At 66.7% G+C, this 18,151-nt stretch carries 18 protein-coding genes; 11 read left to right on the top strand and 7 right to left on the bottom strand.

Annotated features, from left to right (window positions below; genetic code table 11):
- Window positions 1-122 precede the first annotated feature (122 nt).
- A complete protein-coding gene (gene andR, locus U5809_RS10760) occupies window positions 123-1,082 on the top strand; it encodes an anthranilate 1,2-dioxygenase regulatory protein AndR (protein WP_322086485.1) in 960 nt (319 codons plus the stop codon).
- 153 nt (window positions 1,083-1,235) lie between these two features.
- On the opposite strand, the gene U5809_RS10755 is transcribed toward andR, so the two are convergent.
- A complete protein-coding gene (locus U5809_RS10755; protein ID WP_322086484.1) occupies window positions 1,236-2,126 on the bottom strand; it encodes a LysR family transcriptional regulator in 891 nt (296 codons plus the stop codon).
- 91 nt (window positions 2,127-2,217) lie between these two features.
- On the opposite strand from U5809_RS10755, the gene U5809_RS10750 reads away from it, so the two are divergent.
- Genes U5809_RS10750 through catC form a run of 3 tightly spaced genes read left to right on the top strand, consistent with a single transcriptional unit; the run spans window position 2,218 to window position 4,620 of the window.
- The gene (locus U5809_RS10750; protein WP_322086483.1) at window positions 2,218-3,351 is read left to right on the top strand and encodes a muconate/chloromuconate family cycloisomerase; all 1,134 of its coding nucleotides are present in this window, start codon (window positions 2,218-2,220) and stop codon (window positions 3,349-3,351) included.
- Window positions 3,352-3,383: 32 nt separating this feature from the next.
- Window positions 3,384-4,286: a catechol 1,2-dioxygenase gene (gene catA / locus U5809_RS10745; protein WP_322086482.1), complete on the top strand. Its 903-nt coding sequence runs from the start codon at window positions 3,384-3,386 to the stop codon at window positions 4,284-4,286.
- A gap of 43 nt (window positions 4,287-4,329) precedes the next feature.
- Window positions 4,330-4,620: a muconolactone Delta-isomerase gene (gene catC, locus U5809_RS10740; RefSeq protein ID WP_212061932.1), complete on the top strand. Its 291-nt coding sequence runs from the start codon at window positions 4,330-4,332 to the stop codon at window positions 4,618-4,620.
- Window positions 4,621-4,721: 101 nt separating this feature from the next.
- On the opposite strand, the gene U5809_RS10735 is transcribed toward catC, so the two are convergent.
- The gene (locus U5809_RS10735; protein ID WP_322086481.1) at window positions 4,722-5,909 is read right to left on the bottom strand and encodes a hypothetical protein; all 1,188 of its coding nucleotides are present in this window, start codon (window positions 5,907-5,909) and stop codon (window positions 4,722-4,724) included.
- 129 nt (window positions 5,910-6,038) lie between these two features.
- Window positions 6,039-6,824: an NAD(P)H-dependent oxidoreductase gene (locus U5809_RS10730; RefSeq protein WP_322086480.1), complete on the bottom strand. Its 786-nt coding sequence runs from the start codon at window positions 6,822-6,824 to the stop codon at window positions 6,039-6,041.
- A gap of 86 nt (window positions 6,825-6,910) precedes the next feature.
- Here U5809_RS10730 and U5809_RS10725 point away from each other — a divergent pair, with 86 nt between their 5' ends.
- Together U5809_RS10725 and U5809_RS10720 are read left to right on the top strand one after the other, a co-directional pair.
- On the top strand, window positions 6,911-7,804 hold the full coding sequence (locus U5809_RS10725; protein ID WP_282511212.1) for a LysR family transcriptional regulator: 894 nt from the start codon (window positions 6,911-6,913) through the stop codon (window positions 7,802-7,804).
- A 137-nt stretch (window positions 7,805-7,941) separates the two neighbouring features.
- Complete coding sequence (locus U5809_RS10720; protein WP_322086479.1) at window positions 7,942-8,352, top strand: DUF2471 family protein; 411 nt, start codon at window positions 7,942-7,944, stop codon at window positions 8,350-8,352.
- Between the two features lie 25 nt (window positions 8,353-8,377).
- On the opposite strand, the gene U5809_RS10715 is transcribed toward U5809_RS10720, so the two are convergent.
- Window positions 8,378-10,411: an NADPH-dependent 2,4-dienoyl-CoA reductase gene (locus tag U5809_RS10715; RefSeq protein WP_322086478.1), complete on the bottom strand. Its 2,034-nt coding sequence runs from the start codon at window positions 10,409-10,411 to the stop codon at window positions 8,378-8,380.
- A gap of 75 nt (window positions 10,412-10,486) precedes the next feature.
- On the opposite strand from U5809_RS10715, the gene U5809_RS10710 reads away from it, so the two are divergent.
- On the top strand, window positions 10,487-11,593 hold the full coding sequence (locus U5809_RS10710; protein ID WP_322086477.1) for an AraC family transcriptional regulator: 1,107 nt from the start codon (window positions 10,487-10,489) through the stop codon (window positions 11,591-11,593).
- Here U5809_RS10710 and U5809_RS10705 read toward each other — a convergent pair.
- From U5809_RS10705 to U5809_RS10695, 3 genes are all read right to left on the bottom strand, one after another.
- Entirely contained in the window at window positions 11,533-12,027 is a 495-nt protein-coding gene (locus U5809_RS10705) for an aconitase X swivel domain-containing protein (protein ID WP_322086476.1), read from the bottom strand. The genes U5809_RS10710 and U5809_RS10705 overlap by 61 nt on opposite strands.
- Window positions 12,020-13,267 (bottom strand): aconitase X, encoded by a 1,248-nt coding sequence (locus tag U5809_RS10700; RefSeq protein ID WP_322086475.1) that lies wholly within the window; start codon window positions 13,265-13,267, stop codon window positions 12,020-12,022. The genes U5809_RS10705 and U5809_RS10700 overlap by 8 nt, the downstream gene beginning before the upstream one ends.
- A 177-nt stretch (window positions 13,268-13,444) precedes the next feature.
- Complete coding sequence (locus U5809_RS10695; RefSeq protein ID WP_322086474.1) at window positions 13,445-13,873, bottom strand: MarR family winged helix-turn-helix transcriptional regulator; 429 nt, start codon at window positions 13,871-13,873, stop codon at window positions 13,445-13,447.
- Between the two features lie 91 nt (window positions 13,874-13,964).
- On the opposite strand from U5809_RS10695, the gene U5809_RS10690 reads away from it, so the two are divergent.
- The 4 genes from U5809_RS10690 (at window position 13,965) to U5809_RS10675 (ending at window position 18,142) form a co-directional block, all read left to right on the top strand.
- Complete coding sequence (locus tag U5809_RS10690) at window positions 13,965-14,885, top strand: LysR family transcriptional regulator (protein WP_282511223.1); 921 nt, start codon at window positions 13,965-13,967, stop codon at window positions 14,883-14,885.
- Window positions 14,886-14,966: 81 nt separating this feature from the next.
- The gene (locus U5809_RS10685; RefSeq protein ID WP_322086473.1) at window positions 14,967-15,398 is read left to right on the top strand and encodes a MarR family winged helix-turn-helix transcriptional regulator; all 432 of its coding nucleotides are present in this window, start codon (window positions 14,967-14,969) and stop codon (window positions 15,396-15,398) included.
- A 64-nt stretch (window positions 15,399-15,462) separates the two neighbouring features.
- Window positions 15,463-16,554, top strand: a complete 1,092-nt coding sequence (locus tag U5809_RS10680) for an HlyD family secretion protein (RefSeq protein WP_322086472.1) — start codon at window positions 15,463-15,465, stop codon at window positions 16,552-16,554.
- Window positions 16,555-16,567: 13 nt separating this feature from the next.
- A complete protein-coding gene (locus U5809_RS10675; protein ID WP_322086471.1) occupies window positions 16,568-18,142 on the top strand; it encodes a DHA2 family efflux MFS transporter permease subunit in 1,575 nt (524 codons plus the stop codon).
- The last annotated feature ends 9 nt before the right edge of the window (window positions 18,143-18,151 follow it).

Below are 18,151 nucleotides of genomic sequence, written 5' to 3'. Positions count from 1 at the left end.
GCGGCGCAATATCCACTTTCGGCGGATTTCTGCGCTAGCATGGCGGCACACACGACCCTGCGCACGATCGCGACCCATTCATCGGATCGAAGCGCGCGTCGCCCATACAAAGGCTGAGGCCCATGTCCCCAACGTCGTTCGAGCCGCTCGCGCTACGCGCGCACCGGCTGTTCGAATCCCGCGATCTCGACGAGACGCGCGAGCGGATCTCGCGCGTGATGCAGCCGCATGCGCTGCTGCCGAACGGCCGCACGCATGGTGCGTCGCACATGGATTTCGTCAGGCTCGGCGGGCTCGGGATCGGCACGATCGCATTCGGCGACGCGATGCGCGTGCAGGTCGACGCGGTCGATGGCTACTACCTGCTGATGTTCTGCCTGTCCGGCCACGCCGAGGTGCGCGCGATGGGGCGGCAGCTCGGCGTCGACGGCCAGACCGGCGTGCTGTGCGCGCCCGGGGAACCCTTCGACGCAGTGCTGTCCGCCGATTGCGAGCAGTTCGTGCTGCGCATCGACGCGGCAACGGTCGGCTCGCTCACGGGCGACCCGCGCGCGACGCTCGATCCTGTGCTGCACGTCAGCGACGCCGCACTCGCCGCGTGGCGCCAGCAATTGATGCTCGTTGCGCGCTCGCCCGAACTGCTCGAACGCGCGAACGCGAACCCGCGCGTCGCGTCGCAGCTCGAGCACCTGCTGATCGACCTGCTGATCGAGGGCCACCCGCCCTCGGTATTGCACGCGTCACATCGCGACCCGGCGCCGGGCTTCGTGCGGCGCGCGCAGGAGTTCGTGAACGCGCACTACGCTCAGCCGCTGCAGCTCGCCGATATCGTCCAGGCCGCCAACGTGCCGGAGCGGACGCTGCGCGACGCGTTCCTGCAGTTCCGTGGAATGAGCCCGATGCAATACCTGCGCGCGACGCGGCTCGACCATGCGCGTGAACTGTTGCGCGGCGCGATGTCCGACCGGCGGATTGCCGATGTCGCGCTCGATTGCGGGTTTACCCACCTCGGGCGATTCGCGATCGCGTATCGGGAAAAGTTCGGGGAATCGCCGTCGGAAACGCTCGACGCGAAGCGATAGCGACGCATTCGCTGGCGCAACCTGCGGCCCGCAACCTGTACGACCGGCGCGCGGCTTGCATCGCCGTGCGGGACATTGCGACACCTCCTCCGCATTGACTGGCGCCTGCCGAAACAGACCGTTAGTTGCGATATTTGAGAGCGGCGACACCCATCAGGCCGACGCCCCGATCATCTCCCGCGCAATCGCGCAGAACGCGGCAGTCGCCGCACTTTCACCGTGCAACCGGCGGCTCATGATGATCGGCGAAGTCGCGGCCGGCTCCGGCAACCGCCGATAGACCACGCCTTTTACGCGCACGCCCTCCACGCTCTCCGGCACCAGCGACACACCGACCTGCGCGGCCACGAGCCCGAGCGCCGTCTGCAGTTCGCGCACCTCGTGCACGGCCGCCGGCACCAGCGCGCCGTCGCGCAGCGCGGACAGCTGCTGATCGGCGAAGCTCGGCCGCGGCGTGCTCGGATAGACGATCAGCGTCTCGTTCGCGATATCCGCGAGCGTCAGAAGCCGTGCCGGATCGGCGAGCGGATGCCCGACCGGCAGCGCCGCGATCAGCTTTTCCTCGATCAGCGCCTCGCGCACGAGTTGGTCGTCGTCGAAGCGCAGCCGGCCGAAGCCCACGTCGATCCGCCCACCCTTCAGCGCGCCGAGCTGCTCCAGCGTGAACATTTCGATCAGCGACAGTTCCACTTCCGGCTGCGCCTCGCGAAACGCGCGGATCACGTCCGGCAGCGCGCCATACAGCGTCGACGGCACGAAGCCGATCACGATCCGCTCCGACAGCTGCGCGAGCCGCCGCGTCAGCGGACCGAGCTCGTCGGCCTGGTCGACGAGGCGCTTCGCCTGCGCGTAGAACACCCGCCCCGCATCCGTCAGTTTCAGCGGCCGCGCACCGCGCTCGAACAGCGGCAGCCCGATCTCGTCCTCGATCGCCTGGAGCTGGCGGCTCAGCGGCGGCTGCGTCATGTGCAAGCGCTCCGCGGCCCGCGTGATGTTCATTTCCTCGGCGACGGCGATGAAGTAGCGGAGCTGACGCAATTCCATTTCATGCCTCAAAGGTATGGAAGTAGTCGGAAAGAGTGTTGGACGACGCGGGGCGGGAATTCCTACCATGTGCACCAACAGGAGGAATCGCATGATAGCAACTGCCGCCACCATCGAACGCATCGAGACGCTGCTCGTCGACGTGCCGACGATCAGGCCCCACAAACTGTCGGTCGCGACGATGAATTGCCAGACCCTCGTACTGGTCCGTATTCGATGCACGGACGGTATCGAAGGCGTCGGCGAGGCGACGACCATCGGCGGCCTCGCGTACGGCGAGGAAAGCCCCGAAAGCATCAAGGTCAACATCGACACCTACTTCGCGCCGCTGCTGCAGGGCATGGACGCGACACGCCCGGGCGCCGCGATGGCGCGCGCCCGCAAGCTGTTCCAGGGCAACCGCTTCGCGAAGTGCGCGATCGAGACCGCGCTGTTCGACGCACAGGCGCAACGTCTCGGCGTACCGCTGTCCGAGCTGTTCGGCGGCCGCCGCACCGATGCGGTGGATGTCGCCTGGACGCTCGCGAGCGGTGACACGCAGCGCGACATCGCGGAAGCCGAAGCGATGCTCGACGCGCGCCGCCACCGTGCGTTCAAGCTGAAGATCGGCTCGAACGCCGTCGCGGACGACGTCGCGCACGTGGTCGCGATCAAGCGCGCGCTCGGCGAGCGCGGCGACGTGCGGGTCGACGTGAACCAGGCATGGAGCGAAACCGACGCAATCTGGGCCGGCGCGCGGCTCGCCGAAGCCGGCGTGAGCCTCGTCGAGCAGCCGATCGCCGCGACCAACCGCGCGGGGCTGAAACGCCTCACGCAGCTCGCGCAGGTGCCGATCATGGCCGACGAGGCGCTGCACGGCCCCGTCGATGCGTTCGCGCTCGCGCAGGATCGCGCGGCCGACGTGTTCGCGGTGAAGATCGCGCAATCGGGCGGCCTGCAGGGCGCGGCGAGCGTCGCATCGATCGCGGCGGCGGCCGGCATCGAACTGTACGGCGGCACCATGCTCGAGGGCGCGGCCGGCACGATGGCGTCCGCGCAACTGTTCAGCACGTTCGACTCGCTGAAATGGGGCACCGAGCTGTTCGGCCCGCTGCTGCTCACCGAGGAAATCCTCGTCGAGCCGCTGCGCTACCAGGATTTCAAGCTGCATCTGCCGGCGACGCCCGGCCTCGGCATCACCTTCGACTGGGCCCGCATCGAACGGATGCGACGCGACGCCCGCTGATCCCCACACGACTACCGAAACCGGAGACACAGATGAACAAGCAAGCCATCGACGCACTGCTGAAGACCTTCGACGACGCCGCCGAGAAGCCGGGCAATCCGCGCGTGCGCGCGATCGTCAACCGGATCGTGAAGGACATCTGCTACACGATCGAGGATTTCGACGTGCAGCCGAGCGAGTTCTGGACGGCACTGAACTACCTGAACGAAGCCGGCCGCGAATTCGGGCTGATCGCCGCGGGCCTCGGCCTCGAGCGCTTCCTCGACGTGCGGATGGACGAAGCCGAGGAACGGGCCGGCATCCAGGGCGGCACGCCGCGCACGATCGAAGGCCCACTGTATGTCGCCGGTGCGCCGGAATCGGTCGGCCATGCGCGTCTCGACGACGGCACCGATCCCGGCCAGACGCTGATCATGCGCGGCCAGGTGCTCGGCCACGACGGCGCGCCGCTCGCGAACGCGCTGGTCGAGGTGTGGCACGCGAACCATCTGGGCAACTATTCGTACTTCGACCAGTCGCAGCCCGCGTTCAACCTGCGCCGCTCGATCCGCACCGATGCCGACGGCCGCTACAGCTTCCGCAGCGTGCTGCCGGTGGGCTACAGCGTGCCGCCGGGCAGCAAGACCGAGCAACTGCTCGACCAGCTCGGCCGCCACGGCCATCGTCCGGCGCATATTCACTTCTTCGTTTCGGCCGACGGTTATCGTAAGCTGACGACGCAGATCAACATCGACGGCGATCCGCATCTGTGGGACGACTTCGCGTTCGCGACGCGCGACGGACTGATCCCGCCGGTCAAGCAGGCGGAAGGCGCGGAAGGCAAGCCGTATGGCGTCGACGGGCAGTTCGCGCTGATCGACTTCGACTTCTCGCTGCTCAAGGAAAAGCAGGACGTACCGGGCAGCGAAGTCGACCGGGCACGCGCACAGGCCTGAGCGCCCTTCCCGTTCGACGAATCGACAACTCAAGGAGTGCAGGATGCTGTTTCATGTGGAAATGACCGTTCGCCTGCCGGCGGACATGGATCCGGTCAAGGCGGCAACGCTGAAGGCGGAAGAAAAGGCGATGTGCCAGCGGCTGATGAACGAAGGCGTCTGGCGTCATCTGTGGCGGATCGCCGGGCAGTATGCGAACGTCAGCATCTTCGACGTCGAAAGCGTGCAGCAACTGCATGACCTGCTGAGCCAGTTGCCGCTGTTCCCGTACATGGAGATGGAAGTGCGGGCGCTGTGCCGGCATCCGTCGTCGGTGCGGGACGACGACCGGTAAGCTCGCGGTCGAGCACTGACGAAACGGGCGGCCAGCGATTGCATCGCAGGCCGCCCGTTTCACTTCGTCATCCGCGGCGGCGGATCATGCCGCTGCGCGGCTTACTTCTGCGCATCCATCTTGTCGGCGACTTCGTCGCCATACACCTTGGCGATACGTCGCGCGACGATCGCCTGCATCAACGTCTTGTCGAAATCGTCGGCAGTCTTCCAGCCGGTGCCGTCCTTGACGAACGTGAAATCCCCCTTCAACTGCAGCATCGACGGCGCGCCGATCGCGCCGAGCAACCGGTCGCGATAATCGATCAGCAACGGACACGACACATGGTCGCCGTCGATCTGCTTGCAATCGGCGGACGGTATAACGCCCAGCACGCTGCTCGTCAGTGTCGTCGGTTCGTCGCTGCCGGGCATCGGCTTGCCGTAGCTCGGCGAGCGCTCCGATACGCTCTTGTCGAGTTGCGCGACGCCCGTCATGAACGCCGTGCTGATGACGTCGCGCCCGAGCGGCGCGCCGAGCTTCGGATTGAGGCCCTGCGCGCTATAGCGGGCCGTCACGTATTCCGCCGGGAACGTCTGCACGACGAAATCGCTCTTGTCCTTGTCGTCGTGCCGGACCACATAGCCGAGCGTCGTGTGCTCGTCGGCGACAGTCAGGTCCGCCAGGCAGCCGCGCGCCTGGTTGGTTTCGTCATAGCCGACTTCGCGGTGGTTGCTGATGCGCGGAAAAGGCGTGCTGCCCTTGTCGAGCATCTGCATCGGGTTCTTGCGCATCATGTCCATGCGCGCGTCGAACATCAGCGAATTCAGCGTCTTGACCGTGCTTGACGCACTGCACGCGGGCGCCGATGCGGGCCACAACAGGTAAGCGCCAACGGCCAGCGCGGCAGCCAGGCCGCCGAAGCCGATCAGCATCTGCTTCTTCTTTTGCTCGCGCTGGATCGATGCGACCGTTTCGTTCAGGCGCTGCTCGAACCGGGGCGGATCGATCTCCTCCAGCATCTGCATCAGGATGAGTTTCGCGCGGACGTCCATGGCGTGGCCGTCCAGCAGCGCCTGCGTCGCTTTCGCCTCGGCGTCCGACGTCGTGTAGCCCTCGGCGATCAGCCAGTCGAGCAGTGTGCGGGCGGAATCGGTATCGGGAAGCTCGGCCGGGGCGTCCTTCAGACGCTGCGTGACGCGCCCCGCGTGTTCCTCGGTGAGATAGCCGCCTGCTTCGAGTGCCATCAGCAGGCTGGCGCGATCGTCGTGTTCGGCCGGCTCCGTTTGGCCCGTTGGTTCGAAAGGCATGATTGTTGTTCTCCGTCGAGACCGATTCGCCGTACAGGCCGTGCCGGCCCATTGTGCAGACGAATCGCGTCGATCTCCGGAAACTACTTGATTCGGCCGCACGTGTCGACATGCCCGCGCGACCCGCGATCAATACTCATGCGCCAGATGCGCCGCAAACCCGACCTTCCCCGGCGCGATCCCGTCCTTCAGCGTCAGCGCCGGGATCGTGTAATCACCTGCGTTCTGCCGACGGAACGGAATCGGCTGCTCGGTCCACAGATCGTCGAGACGCCGGCCAAGCGCCGCACGCGTTTCCTCGAAGCGCGCGTCGTTCATCTTGCCCGTGCGGTAGATCACGAACGGCGGCAGCACGTCGAACCCCGGGTAATACAGCACGCCGTGCTGGATCGGGAACAGTATGTCGTCGATCGGCCCGTTGATGCCGCGCGGGCTGTAGTGCGATTCCCACCCGCCCGTCGTGACGATCACCATCGCCCGCTTGCCGGCAAACGAGCCTTCACCGTAGCGATCGCCCCAGTGCGTATCGGAATGCTCGCCGACGCCATACGCAAACCCGTACGCATACACCCGCTCGACCCAGCCCTTCATGATCGCCGGCATCGAGAACCACCACAGCGGAAACTGCAGGATCACCGCATCGGCCCACTTCAGCTTGTCCTGCTCGCGCGCGATGTCTTCGCTTTGCGTGCCCGTTGCGAACGCATGCTTCGAGTCCAGCGACGGATCGAATCGCGCGTCGGGCGCGCGACCGGTCACGTCGTTCGCGTCGAACGCCGCCTTCCAGTTCATCGCATACAGGTCCGTCACCTGCACGCTGTGGCCCGCCGCTTCGAGATGCTCGACGGCAAAGTCGCGCAGCGCGCCGTTCAGCGAACGCGGTTCGGGATGGGCATAAACGATCAGCACATTCATGTTCGTCACTCCGTTGATTGAATGACTGCAGGATGCCGCCGCCGAAGGTATATTTGAAATGAATTCCTGATATTCCAGGTATAGCCATGAACAATCTCAGACGACTCGACCTGAACCTGCTCGTCACGCTGGACGTGCTGCTCGCCGAGCACAACGTCACGCGCGCGGCCGAGAAGCTGAACATGTCGCAGCCGTCGGTCAGCGTGCAGTTGCAGAAACTGCGCGACGTGTTCGGCGATCCGCTGCTGCTGCCGGGGCCGCGCGGAATGCGGCCGACCGCGCGTGCGGAAGCGCTGCGCGAGCCGTTGCGGGACGCGCTGGAAGCCGTCGAACGCGCGGTGGTTCCGGCCACCCCGTTCGATCCGGCGACCGCGACGAACACGTGGCGCGTGGCCGCGACCGACTACGGCGAATCGACGATCGTGCTGCCCGCGCTGCACATGCTGCGCTCGGCCGCGCCCGGCACGCGGCTGGCCGTCGTCGAGCTCGTGCCGCCGCGCATCGAGCAGGATGCCGAACGGAACGGCATCGACCTGGCGTTCCACACGACGGAAGGGTCGCCAGCGGGCATGCGGCGCCTGCCGCTGTTCGTCGAACGTTACGTGCTCATCGGCCGCGCCGGACATCCGAAGCTGAAGCGGCGCCCGACGCTCGCGCAGTTCGGCACGCTCGAACACGTGATCGTGTCGCCCGACGGCGGCGGCTTCTTCGGCGTGACGGACGAAGCGCTCGCGAAAGTCGGCGCGGCGCGGCGCGTCGTGCTGTCGGTGCCGCATTTCCTGTTCGTGATGTCGGCTGTCGCGAGCACCGATCTCGTCGCGATGCTGCCCGAGCGGCTGGTGCGCGACGTGCCCGCGCTGCGCGTGGTGGACGCACCGGTCGAGGTGCCCGGCTATGAAATGTCGATGCTGTGGCATGAACGCGTGCATCGCGATCCGGCGCATCGGTGGCTGCGGGAGACCATCGCAGCAGCGGTCTGAAACGGCCCGGTTGCCGGACGGCTGCCATCTGCTGTCATCGGGGGCTTGAAAGTGCGCCAATCACTGTATATATTTACAGTGTTTCTGCGTCATTTGACCCGAATTCCGTCCCCGAGACGGTCTTTAGTGAGGCGACCATGTTCCAGTCATCCGCATTCGATCCCGAGCAACCCGGCTTCAACCCCGTCCACTTCGAGCGCGCCGCGCGGCAGGCGGTCGTCGATCTTCAGCGTGTCGTCGGCGGCCCCGCGCAGCGGGCGCTCGGCTTGCGGCGCCGCAGCCATCCGGCCGCCGTCCGCACGATGAGCTGGCAGGCGCTGCTGAATGTCGAGGAGCTGGCGTTCTCGAACTCCGGCTTCCTGAACCGCAACGATCCGATGGTCGTCGACGCCTTCATCCGGCTGCGCGACAGCCGGATGGTCGCCGCGGACGTCGAGGAATCCGTCGACTGGAAGCGCGACGACGACGATTTGCCCGCCGTCTATCTGATCGTCAAGGCGATGCTGGAAGCGGAAGAGCGCGAGACGCAACGCGTCGAGATGGAGTGACGGCGGCGCCTCGCGCGCCGTACCGCTACAGCCGCGCCGCGAGGCGCGCGCCCTGATCGATCGCGCGCTTCGCGTCGAGTTCGGCGGCCAGTTCGGCACCGCCGATCAGGTGCACCGAACGCCCGGCCGCCTGCAGCGGCGCGAGCAGCGCGCGCTGCGGTTCCTGCCCCGTGCAGAGCACGATCGTGTCGGCTTCGATCAGCTCGTGATCGGTGCGCTGCTCGCCGTACGACACGTGCAGCCCGCGCGCGTCGATCAGCTCGTAGTTCACGCCGCCGATCATCTTCACCTGCTTCATCTTCAGCGTCGCGCGGTGAATCCAGCCGGTCGTCTTGCCGAGCCCCTTGCCGAGCGGTGCAGCCTTGCGCTGCAGCAGCGTCACCTCGCGCGCCGGGGCCGACACCTGTGCACGCGTCACGCCGCCGCGCGTCGCGGCCGGGTCGGTCACGCCCCACTCGGCCTTCCACTCTTCGAGATCGAGCGCCGGCGATTCGCCGTCCTGCACCAGATATTCGGCGACATCGAAGCCGATCCCGCCCGCGCCGACCACCGCGACGCGCCGGCCGACCGGCCGCTTGCCCGCAAGCACGTCGATATAGCTGAGCACGTTCGGCCCGTCCTGCCCCGGAATCTTCGGGTCGCGCGGCGCGACGCCCGTTGCGAGCACGATCTCGTCGTAGCCGCCCGCGATCAGGTCGCTCGCATCGACGCGGCGGTTCAGGTGCAGGTTCACGCCGGTCAGCTCGACCTGGCGGCCGAAGTAGCTCAGCGCTTCTTGAAACTCTTCCTTGCCCGGCACCTGCTTGGCCATGTTGAACTGGCCGCCGATCTCCGACGCACCGTCGAACAGGTCGACGTGGTGGCCGCGCTGCGCGAGCACGGTCGAGCAGGCGAGCCCGGCCGGCCCCGCACCGACCACCGCGATACGCTTCGGCTGCTGCGCGGGCGTGTATTTCAGCTCCGTCTCGTGGCACGCGCGCGGATTCAGCAGGCACGACGCGACCTTGTTCTTGAACGCGTGATCGAGACACGCCTGGTTGCAGCCGATACAGGTGTTGATTTCATCGGCGCGGCCTTGCGCGGCCTTGACGACGAATTCGGCATCGGCGAGCAGCGGGCGCGCCATCGACACCATGTCCGCGCAGCCGTCCGCGAGGATCTGCTCGGCCACTTCCGGCCGGTTGATCCGGTTGGTCGTCACGAGCGGAATGCCGACCTCGCCCTTCATCTTCTTCGTCACCCACGCGAACGCGCCGCGCGGCACCGATGTCGCGATCGTCGGCACACGCGCCTCGTGCCAGCCGATCCCCGTGTTGATGATCGTCGCACCCGCGCGCTCGACGGCTTTCGCGAGCTGCACGGTTTCGCTCCAGTCACTACCGTCGGGAATCAGGTCGAGCATCGACAGCCGGTAGATCAGGATGAAATCGCGGCCGACCGCTTCGCGCGTGCGCTCGATGATCTCGATCGGCAGGCGGATGCGGTTCTCGTACGATCCGCCCCACTGGTCGGTGCGCTTGTTCGTATGCATCGAGATGAACTGGTTGATCAGGTAGCCCTCGGAGCCCATGATCTCGACGCCGTCGTAACCGGCTTCGCGCGCGAGCTTCGCGCACCGCACGAACGCGCGAATCTGCCGCTCGACGCCGCGCGCGCTCAACTCATGCGGCGCGAACGGCGAGATCGGCGACTTGATCTTCGACGGCGCGACCGCGAACGGGTGGTACCCGTAGCGGCCCGTATGCAGGATCTGCAGCGCGATCTTGCCGTCTTCCGCATGCACGGCGTCGGTGATCTCGCGATGCCGCCGCGCGGCGGCCGACGTCATCAGCGTGCCGCCGAACGGCTTGGTCCAGCCGGCCACGTTCGGCGCGAAGCCGCCCGTGACGATCAGGCCGACACCGCCGCGCGCGCGTTCGGCAAAATATTCGGCAAGCCGCGGCAGCGTCTTGCGGCTGTCTTCGAGGCCCGTATGCATCGAGCCCATCAGCACGCGGTTCTTCAGCGTCGTGAAACCCAGGTCGAGCGGCGCGAGCAGGTGGGGAAAGGTGGTTTTCATGATGGTCGAGCCCATAAGCGATGCCTGCCATCGTAGGCGCGCGCCGCCTTGAGCGTGAGGGGGCAAACAGCCATAATGCTTGTCATTTCCGGCCAAAACGACATGACTTCGCCACTCGCCAAGGACCGCCTCGGGCTGCGCCGGCCGACGATTCCGGTTGCCTATACGCGCCTGCTGCTGCAGGCGCTGGCCGCCCGCGGCGTCGACCTGGCCGCCGTGCGTGCCGGCACCGGCCTGCGCGACGCGGTACTGGCCGAACCGGACGCGCGCGTCGCGCCGTCGCAATGGGGGCGGCTCGTACTCAATGCGATCGAGATCGGCGGCGATCCTGGCATCGGGCTCGCGTTCGGGCTGCTGCTGAAGCCGACCGTGCACGGCTTTCTCGGCTATGCGACGCTGACCGCGCGGGACATCCGCGACGCGCTGTCCGTCACGCAACGCTACTTCCGGATGCGCAATCGCCAGTACCGGCTGACCTATGCGGAAGACGAACGCGGCGCGACGCTCGGACTGCACGGCGTGCAGGCCAGCCCCGTGCTGCAGCATCACGTGATGTTCGAGTTCGTGCTGACGGGGCTCGCGCAGAACATCTCGCAATGGTCCGGGCGCGCGTCGCCGCCGATCGAGCTGCGGTTCGCGTGGCCGGAGCCTGCGTATTTCGCACGCTATCGCGACGAGTTGCCGCCGGTGGAATTCGGCTGCGCGGCCAACGCGCTGTGGATCGCGCGCGACGTGCTCGACTGGCCGCTGCCGCTCGCCGATGAAGTCGCGCACCGGCAGGCACTCGTGCAGGTCGAGCGCGAGTATGCGCAGGTGCGTCAGGAGGAAGGTGATCTCGTCGAACGTGTGCGCGCGGAGCTGGCGCGCGCTGCAGGCGATTACCCCGGGCCGGACACGCTCGCCGATGCGCTGCTCGTGTCGACCCGCACGCTGCGGCGCCGGCTCGAAGAAGCCGGGGCGAGCTATCGGCAGTTGCTCGACGAAGCACGGTTTCGCGACGCGAAGCAGTTGCTCGCCGCGTCGGATCTCGACCTGAAGACGATCGCCGAGCGGCTGCAATTCACCGACCCGGCGAATTTCACGCGCGCATTCCGGCGCTGGGCCGGGCAGACGCCGAGTGCTTACCGTGAGGCAGCCGGCGGGTTGGGGGAACCGGCGTCGGGGCCTGCGTCACCGAGGTAGATCCGCGCGCCACCATCGCTCTCGCCCGCCTCGATCCGCACATCGCCCGACGCGGCGACGATCGCGTCGTACACGGCGTCGCTCACGCACACCACCGGCACCGCGATCGCATACAGCTCGGCGGCCACGATCGCGCCGATCGAGATGATCAGGTCGCGCTCCTTCAGCACGATTCCGACCGGCCCCGTGCCGTTGCGCACGGCTTCCGCGAGCACGCTGCTGCTCGAACTCGAGCCCTTCGCGTGCGGCATCACCATCACCTTGCCGGCGAGGCTCGCGCCGGCCTGCGGATGCCCGCGATCGACGATCCTGCCCGCGCCCGAGTCGTAACCGCCCCAGAAGCTGAGCGGCTTGTCGAGCACGAAGGGCCGCGCGCACGCGCTGCCCGGCACGAGCGTGTCGCCCGTCAATCCCTTGCCCGTCGCTTCAGTCATCGAATCGCACCTTTCCTTCGTACGCCGAGCGCACGCATTCGCGCATGCTGCCGTACGCGACCGTCACGCCGATGTTCGCGGGCGCATACGACGCCCATTTCCCCGAGTTGGTCATCACCAGCCCCGACAACTGCTTCATCACCGGCGTGATGTACGTGCAGGTGTCGACGACGATCTGGATGCCGCGCGCCGCGAACTTGCCGGCGAGGCCGGTTTCCTCCAGTTCCCACAGGATGAAGCGGCTCGTGTTCACGTAGAAATCGCACGCCGGCTTGCCGTCGAACGCGTCGAGCAGCGTATCGAGCGTGTGGAATTCGGCCAGCGAGAAGTGCGGCGTGCCGAGCGCCACCGCGACGAGCGCGTCGCCGGCCGCACCGTGGTTCAGCGTGCGGCGAATCTCGTCGAGATCGGCCATCGCGACGTCGACCCTGCGTTGCGCCGCTTGCCCGTGCAGCGCGGCGTCGAGCGTCGGCGCCTCGGGTGTGATGCCCACCGCATGAAACAGCGCGACGGCGCCACTCGACGCGGCCGCCGCGCCGAGCGCCTTGAGTTCGTCTTCGGTGGTGTCCGCCGGCAACCCGACGATCGCCGGCACGACCGCGCCCGCGATCTTGCCGATCAGCAGACCGAGCGCGGCGAAATAAATGTCGCGCGACGCCAGGCCGCTGAAATCCGGCGCATTGAACACGATCCGCGCGGCGCGGTTCGCTTCGACATGCAGGCCCGCATACGGCGCGCGCCCGGTGATCGCGGCGGCCAGGTCGAGAAAATCGCCATACCGGCTGGTGCGCGCGCCGAGCACCGAGTTCGCGAACACGATCGCATTCGATTCGGCCCATGCGATCTGCTCGCCTTTCGCGGGACGGTTCTTCAGTTGATACGGCGCGCACGTGAAGCTCGATTCGCAGCCGAGTTGCAGATGCGCGTCCATCAGGCGCTGCGCATCGCGCTGGATCGTGCGGTCGCCGTGATACAGCTCGGGATGGATCAGGTCGAGCGACCCGACGTTCAAGGTGGTCGGCACCGCGACCTTTGCGCCGGTGTCGACGAAATACTCGACGAAGTCGAGGCTCGTCTGGCCGTGATAAAGGCAGCCGTCGATATGGGCAGACGTAATGTCGATCAGGTGCGGCGCGGACATCACCTGCGCCGTACGCGCGACGATCCGCATCGCGCGCGCGACGCCATCGCCGAAATCCCCGCGCAACATCGCGTCGTCGCGGTCACTCAACTGCAGCATCGGTTGCTCCTCGTGACTCGTATCCGGCAGTGCGCCGGCCCGTGAAATCCGTCAGAGGACTCTACAACTGGAAATAAAAACTGTCCAGATCGGCATCGATCCGGACAGATTCAATACCAATTTCCACCATGAAAGGCCACCGAAGCGATCGATGGCTCGAATTCCGCTCCAGTTCGCCTAACGTTCCGCCGTCAGGCTGAACAGCTCGCCGCGCAACGCCTTCGCGCGCTCGCTGCCGAACTGTGTCTCGAATTCGTCCTGCGCTGCCTGCCACGCGATCTTTGCTTGCGCGAACGTGCGCTCGCCGAGCTTCGTCAGGTGCAGCGCATGTGCGCGCGCATCGTGCTCGGACGCGGCCGTCGCGACGAAACCGTCGCGCTGCAACGGCTTCAGCGCGCGCAGCAGCGTCGTGCGATCCATCACGAGCGTGTCGGCGAGTTCGCTCATCAACAGGCCGGGCCGATGCGTCAGGTTCGCCATGATCGAGAACTGCGCGGGCGTGACGCCGACCGGGGCCAGATGGCGTTCGTACAGTTGCGTGACGAAGCGCGCCGCCTGACGCAGCGCGAGGCAGTTGCACGCTTGGGCAATCGAGATGTCGTTCATGTTCGTCAATTTATATGTGCATATGCATAAAGTCAATGTACACTCCGCCGTAACCAGGCCGGCGGCCGGCCATCGCATCAAGGAGACGGACATGGACTACATCGACAAGCTGCGGATTTTCCGGTCGGTGGTGGAGATGCGCAGCTTCACGCGCGCCGCCGACATGCACGGCCTCGCGCGGCCGGTCGTGTCGCGCGCCGTCGCGGATCTGGAAGCGCGCTTCGGCAGCCGGCTGCTGCACCGGACCACGCGCCAGGTGTCGCTGACCGAAACGGCCGAGCGCATCTACGAGCGCTGCGCGGCCGTGCTCGACGAACTCGACGCGCTCGAAGTCGAAGCGCAGACGCAGACGCGCGAACCCGAGGGCCTGCTGCGCCTCGTCGCGCACACGACGGCCGCGCTGAACCGGCTCGTGCCGCTGATCGCCGGCTTCAAGAGCGCGCATCCGAAGGTGCGCCTCGACGTCACGCTGACCGAGCGCCCGGTCGATCTTGTCGGCGAAGGCTACGACATCGGCATCGTGGTGCCGTACATGCTGACGAGCGAATCGACCGTCGTGCGACTGGTCGAGCGCATTCCGGTCGTGATCGTCGCGACGCCCACCTATCTGCGCGAACATTCACGCCCCGAGACGCCGGCCGATCTCGCCGAGCATCCGTTCGTGCCGCTGTCGCCGTCGTTGCGCCGGCCCGCGCTGTCGTTTCGCGTCGACGGCGACCTGCTGACCGTGCCGTTCCGCTTCGACATCTCGTCGAACAGCCCCGTCTTCAACCGCGAAATGGTGATGCACGACTTCGGCATCGGCGTCGTCCCGAAAACGCTCGTGCAGGCCGAACTCGCGTCGGGCGCGCTCGTGCAACTGCTGGCGGACGCCGACCTCGTCGACGCGTTCGTCGAGATCAAGCTCGCGTACGCGAACCGCGTGCTGCTGCCCGCGAAGGTCAAGGCGTTCATCGACTACACGGCCGCCTATTGCGACCGCGAAGGCTGGATCGTCCCGGCGGCCGCCTGATGGCGATTGGTACAGCCACGACACCAATCTGATCCTGCCCCGCCCATCGCTTCGCGACGCCCTGCGCCCTAACATGTGCACATGCACAAGATCACCCTCACCGACGACGATTGCTTTGCGGTCCGGCAAGCCGCCCGCCGGATCTCGCAGTTCTACGAGCGCTATCTGTCGCAGGCCGGTGTGACGCCGTCGCAGTACAGCATTCTCGCGCTGCTTCGCGACCGGCCGGGCCTGACGATGGCGACGTTGTCGAGTGTGCTGGTGATCGAGCGCACGGCGCTGCTGCGCGCGCTCAAGCCGCTCGTCGGCGCCGCGCTGGTGACGGGCATGATCGAGCCGCCGTACCGCCGCCAGACCTTCACGCTGACTGCCGACGGCGAAACGAAGGTCGCCGACGCGCACGTGCACTGGCTCGCCGCGCAGGAAGCGTTCGAGCGGCGCTTCGGGCCGACGCGGGCGGCCCGCCTGAGAGACGAATTGTTCCGGATCACGCACAACCTGCAGGAACGCTAGCCCCTTCCCCGATCGACGCAATGCCGTCGATCGCTTTGATTAGTGCATATACATAGGTGAAACGATGGAAACGACCCAAGCCGCTGCCGCCACGCGCGAAGCAGCCACAACCGAGCGGCTCGCGAAGCAGCGCAGCGTGCCGTGGATGCGCATCGCGGTAGGCGTCACCGTCGTCGTCGTGGCCGCGGCCGTGCTCGACTGGCTGTTCGTGCTGCGTTTCCAGGAGAGCACCGACGACGCGTATGTCGGCGGCGACGTGACCGTGCTTGCGCCGAAGGTCAACGGCTTCGTCGACAGGATTCTCGTGACCGACAACCAGCGCGTGAAGGCCGGCGACGTGCTCGTGCAGCTCGATGCGCGCGACTACGACGCGAAGCTCGCACAGGCGAGCGCCGAAGTCGACAGCGCGCGCTCCGCCGTGACCGAACTCGAAGCGAAGCAGCAACTGCAATTCGCGGTAATCGGCCAGCACGCGGCGGACAAGAACGCATCGGCGGCCGAGCTCACGCGCGCCGCCTCGGACCGCGTGCGCTACCGAGAACTCGTGAAATCCGACGCCGTGTCGAACCAGATCGTCGAGCGCGCGGACGCCGATTACTCGAAAGCCGGCGCGGCCGTCGAACGCAGCGACGCCGCGCTGCTCGCAGCGAAGCGACAACTCGACGTGCTCGGTGCGCAGCTCGCCGATGCACAAGCCCGCGTGAATACCGCGCTGGCCGCGCAGCGCGTCGCCGCGCTCAACGTCGAATACACGACGATCCGCTCGCCGGTCGACGGCTACGTCGGCAACCGCACGGGCCGCGTCGGCATGCTCGCGAACGTCGGCGTGCCGCTGCTGACGGTCGTGCCGGCTTCCGGGCTGTGGATCGACGCGAACTTCAAGGAAGACCAGTTGCGCAAGATGCGCGCGGGCGATCGCGTCGACGTCGCGCTCGATGCATCGAGCACGCGGCTGCACGGCCGCGTCGACAGCGTCGCGCCCGCGACCGGCGCGACCTTCAGCGTGCTGCCGCCCGAGAACGCGACCGGCAACTTCACGAAGATCGTCCAGCGCGTGCCCGTGCGCGTGCACCTCGATCCGCAGCCGGGCGTCGAACACGTGCTGCGCCCCGGCCTGTCCGCGGTCGTGACCGTGCATACCGATCACGCGAACTGAGCGGGAGCACACGATGACCACCGCGTTTTCCGGCGACCCCGCGTCGCAACCGACAAAGCAGCGCGTATTCGCGTTCGCGCTGATGTGCGTCGGCTTCTTCATGGCGACGCTCGACATCCAGATCGTCGCGTCGTCGCTGCGCGACATCGGCGGCGGGCTTTCCGCCAGCCAGGACGAACTGTCGTGGGTGCAGACGGCCTACCTGATCGCCGAGATCATCGTGATCCCGATGTCGGGCTGGCTGTCCAAGGTGATGTCGACGCGCTGGCTGTTCGTCGCATCGGCCGTCGGCTTCACGATCACCAGCATGCTGTGCGGGCTCGCGTGGGACATCAACTCGATGATCCTGTTTCGCGGGCTGCAGGGCGCGCTCGGCGCCGCGATGATCCCCACCGTGTTCACCACCGCGTTCGTGCTGTTCCCCGGCAAGCAGCGGCTGATCGCGTCGACGACCATCGGCGCGCTCGCGTCGCTCGCACCGGCGATCGGCCCCGTGATCGGCGGCTGGATCACCGACCAGTGGTCGTGGCACTGGCTGTTCTACCTGAACCTCGTGCCGGGCATCGCGGTGGCCGCGCTCGTGCCGCGCTACGTGCATATCGACGAGCCCGACCTCAGCCTCATCAAGCGCGGCGACTATCTCGGCATCGTGCTGATGTCGGGCTTCCTCGGCTGCCTCGAATACGTGCTCGAAGAAGGCCCGCGCAAGAACTGGTTCGGCGACGATGCGATCGTCATCTGCGCGTGGATTTCCGGCATCTGCGGCTTCCTGTTCCTCGTGCATGCGCTCACCGCGAAAGATCCGATCGTCGACCTGCGCGCGCTCGCCGTGCGCAACTTCGGGATCGGCAGCCTGCTGTCGTTCGTGACCGGCATCGGGATCTTCGTGACCGTGTTCCTGACGCCGCTGTTTCTCGCGCAGGTGCGTGCTTTCAGCTCGCTGCAGATCGGTATCGCGCTGCTGTCGGTCGGTGCGTTCCAGTTGCTCGCGCTGTGTGCGTATGCGTTCGCGGCGCGCTACTTCAGCATGCGTGCGCTGCTGGTGTTCGGGCTGATCTGTTTCGGCCTCGGCTGCTACCTGTACACGCCGATCACGCACGACTGGGGCTGGAAGGAACTGCTGCTGCCGCAGGCGCTGCGCGGCATCGGTCAGCAATTCAGCGTACCGCCGATCGTGACGATGGCGCTCGGCTCGCTGCCGCAATCGCGGCTGAAATCGGCGAGCGGGTTGTTCAACCTGATGCGCAACCTCGGCGGCGCGATCGGTATCGCGGTGAGCGCGACGATGCTCAACGACCGGCTGAATTTTCACTATCTACGGCTGAACGAGCACGTGAGCGCCGGCGAACCGCAGATCGCGTCGCTGCTCGATCGTCAGGCGGCCTACTGGGGCTCGGTGGCAGGCAATACGCTGAATACCGCGCAGGCCGGGCTCGCGAACCTGCATCGGCTGATTTATCGCGAAGCGCTGACGCTCACGTATGCCGATGCGTACTACGCGCTGTCGCTGTGCTTCGTCGTCGCGCTGCTTGCCGTCGTGTTTTCCAAACCCATTACGTTGAACGCGCCGCCGCCGGACGCGCACTGAGATCTTCAT

It is taken from the genome of Burkholderia sp. BCC1999 (genome assembly GCF_905339975.1).
Taxonomy (GTDB): domain Bacteria; phylum Pseudomonadota; class Gammaproteobacteria; order Burkholderiales; family Burkholderiaceae; genus Burkholderia.
The sequence above is the reverse complement of the archived record's forward strand: the minus strand, read 5'-3'. Positions and strand labels throughout refer to the sequence as shown.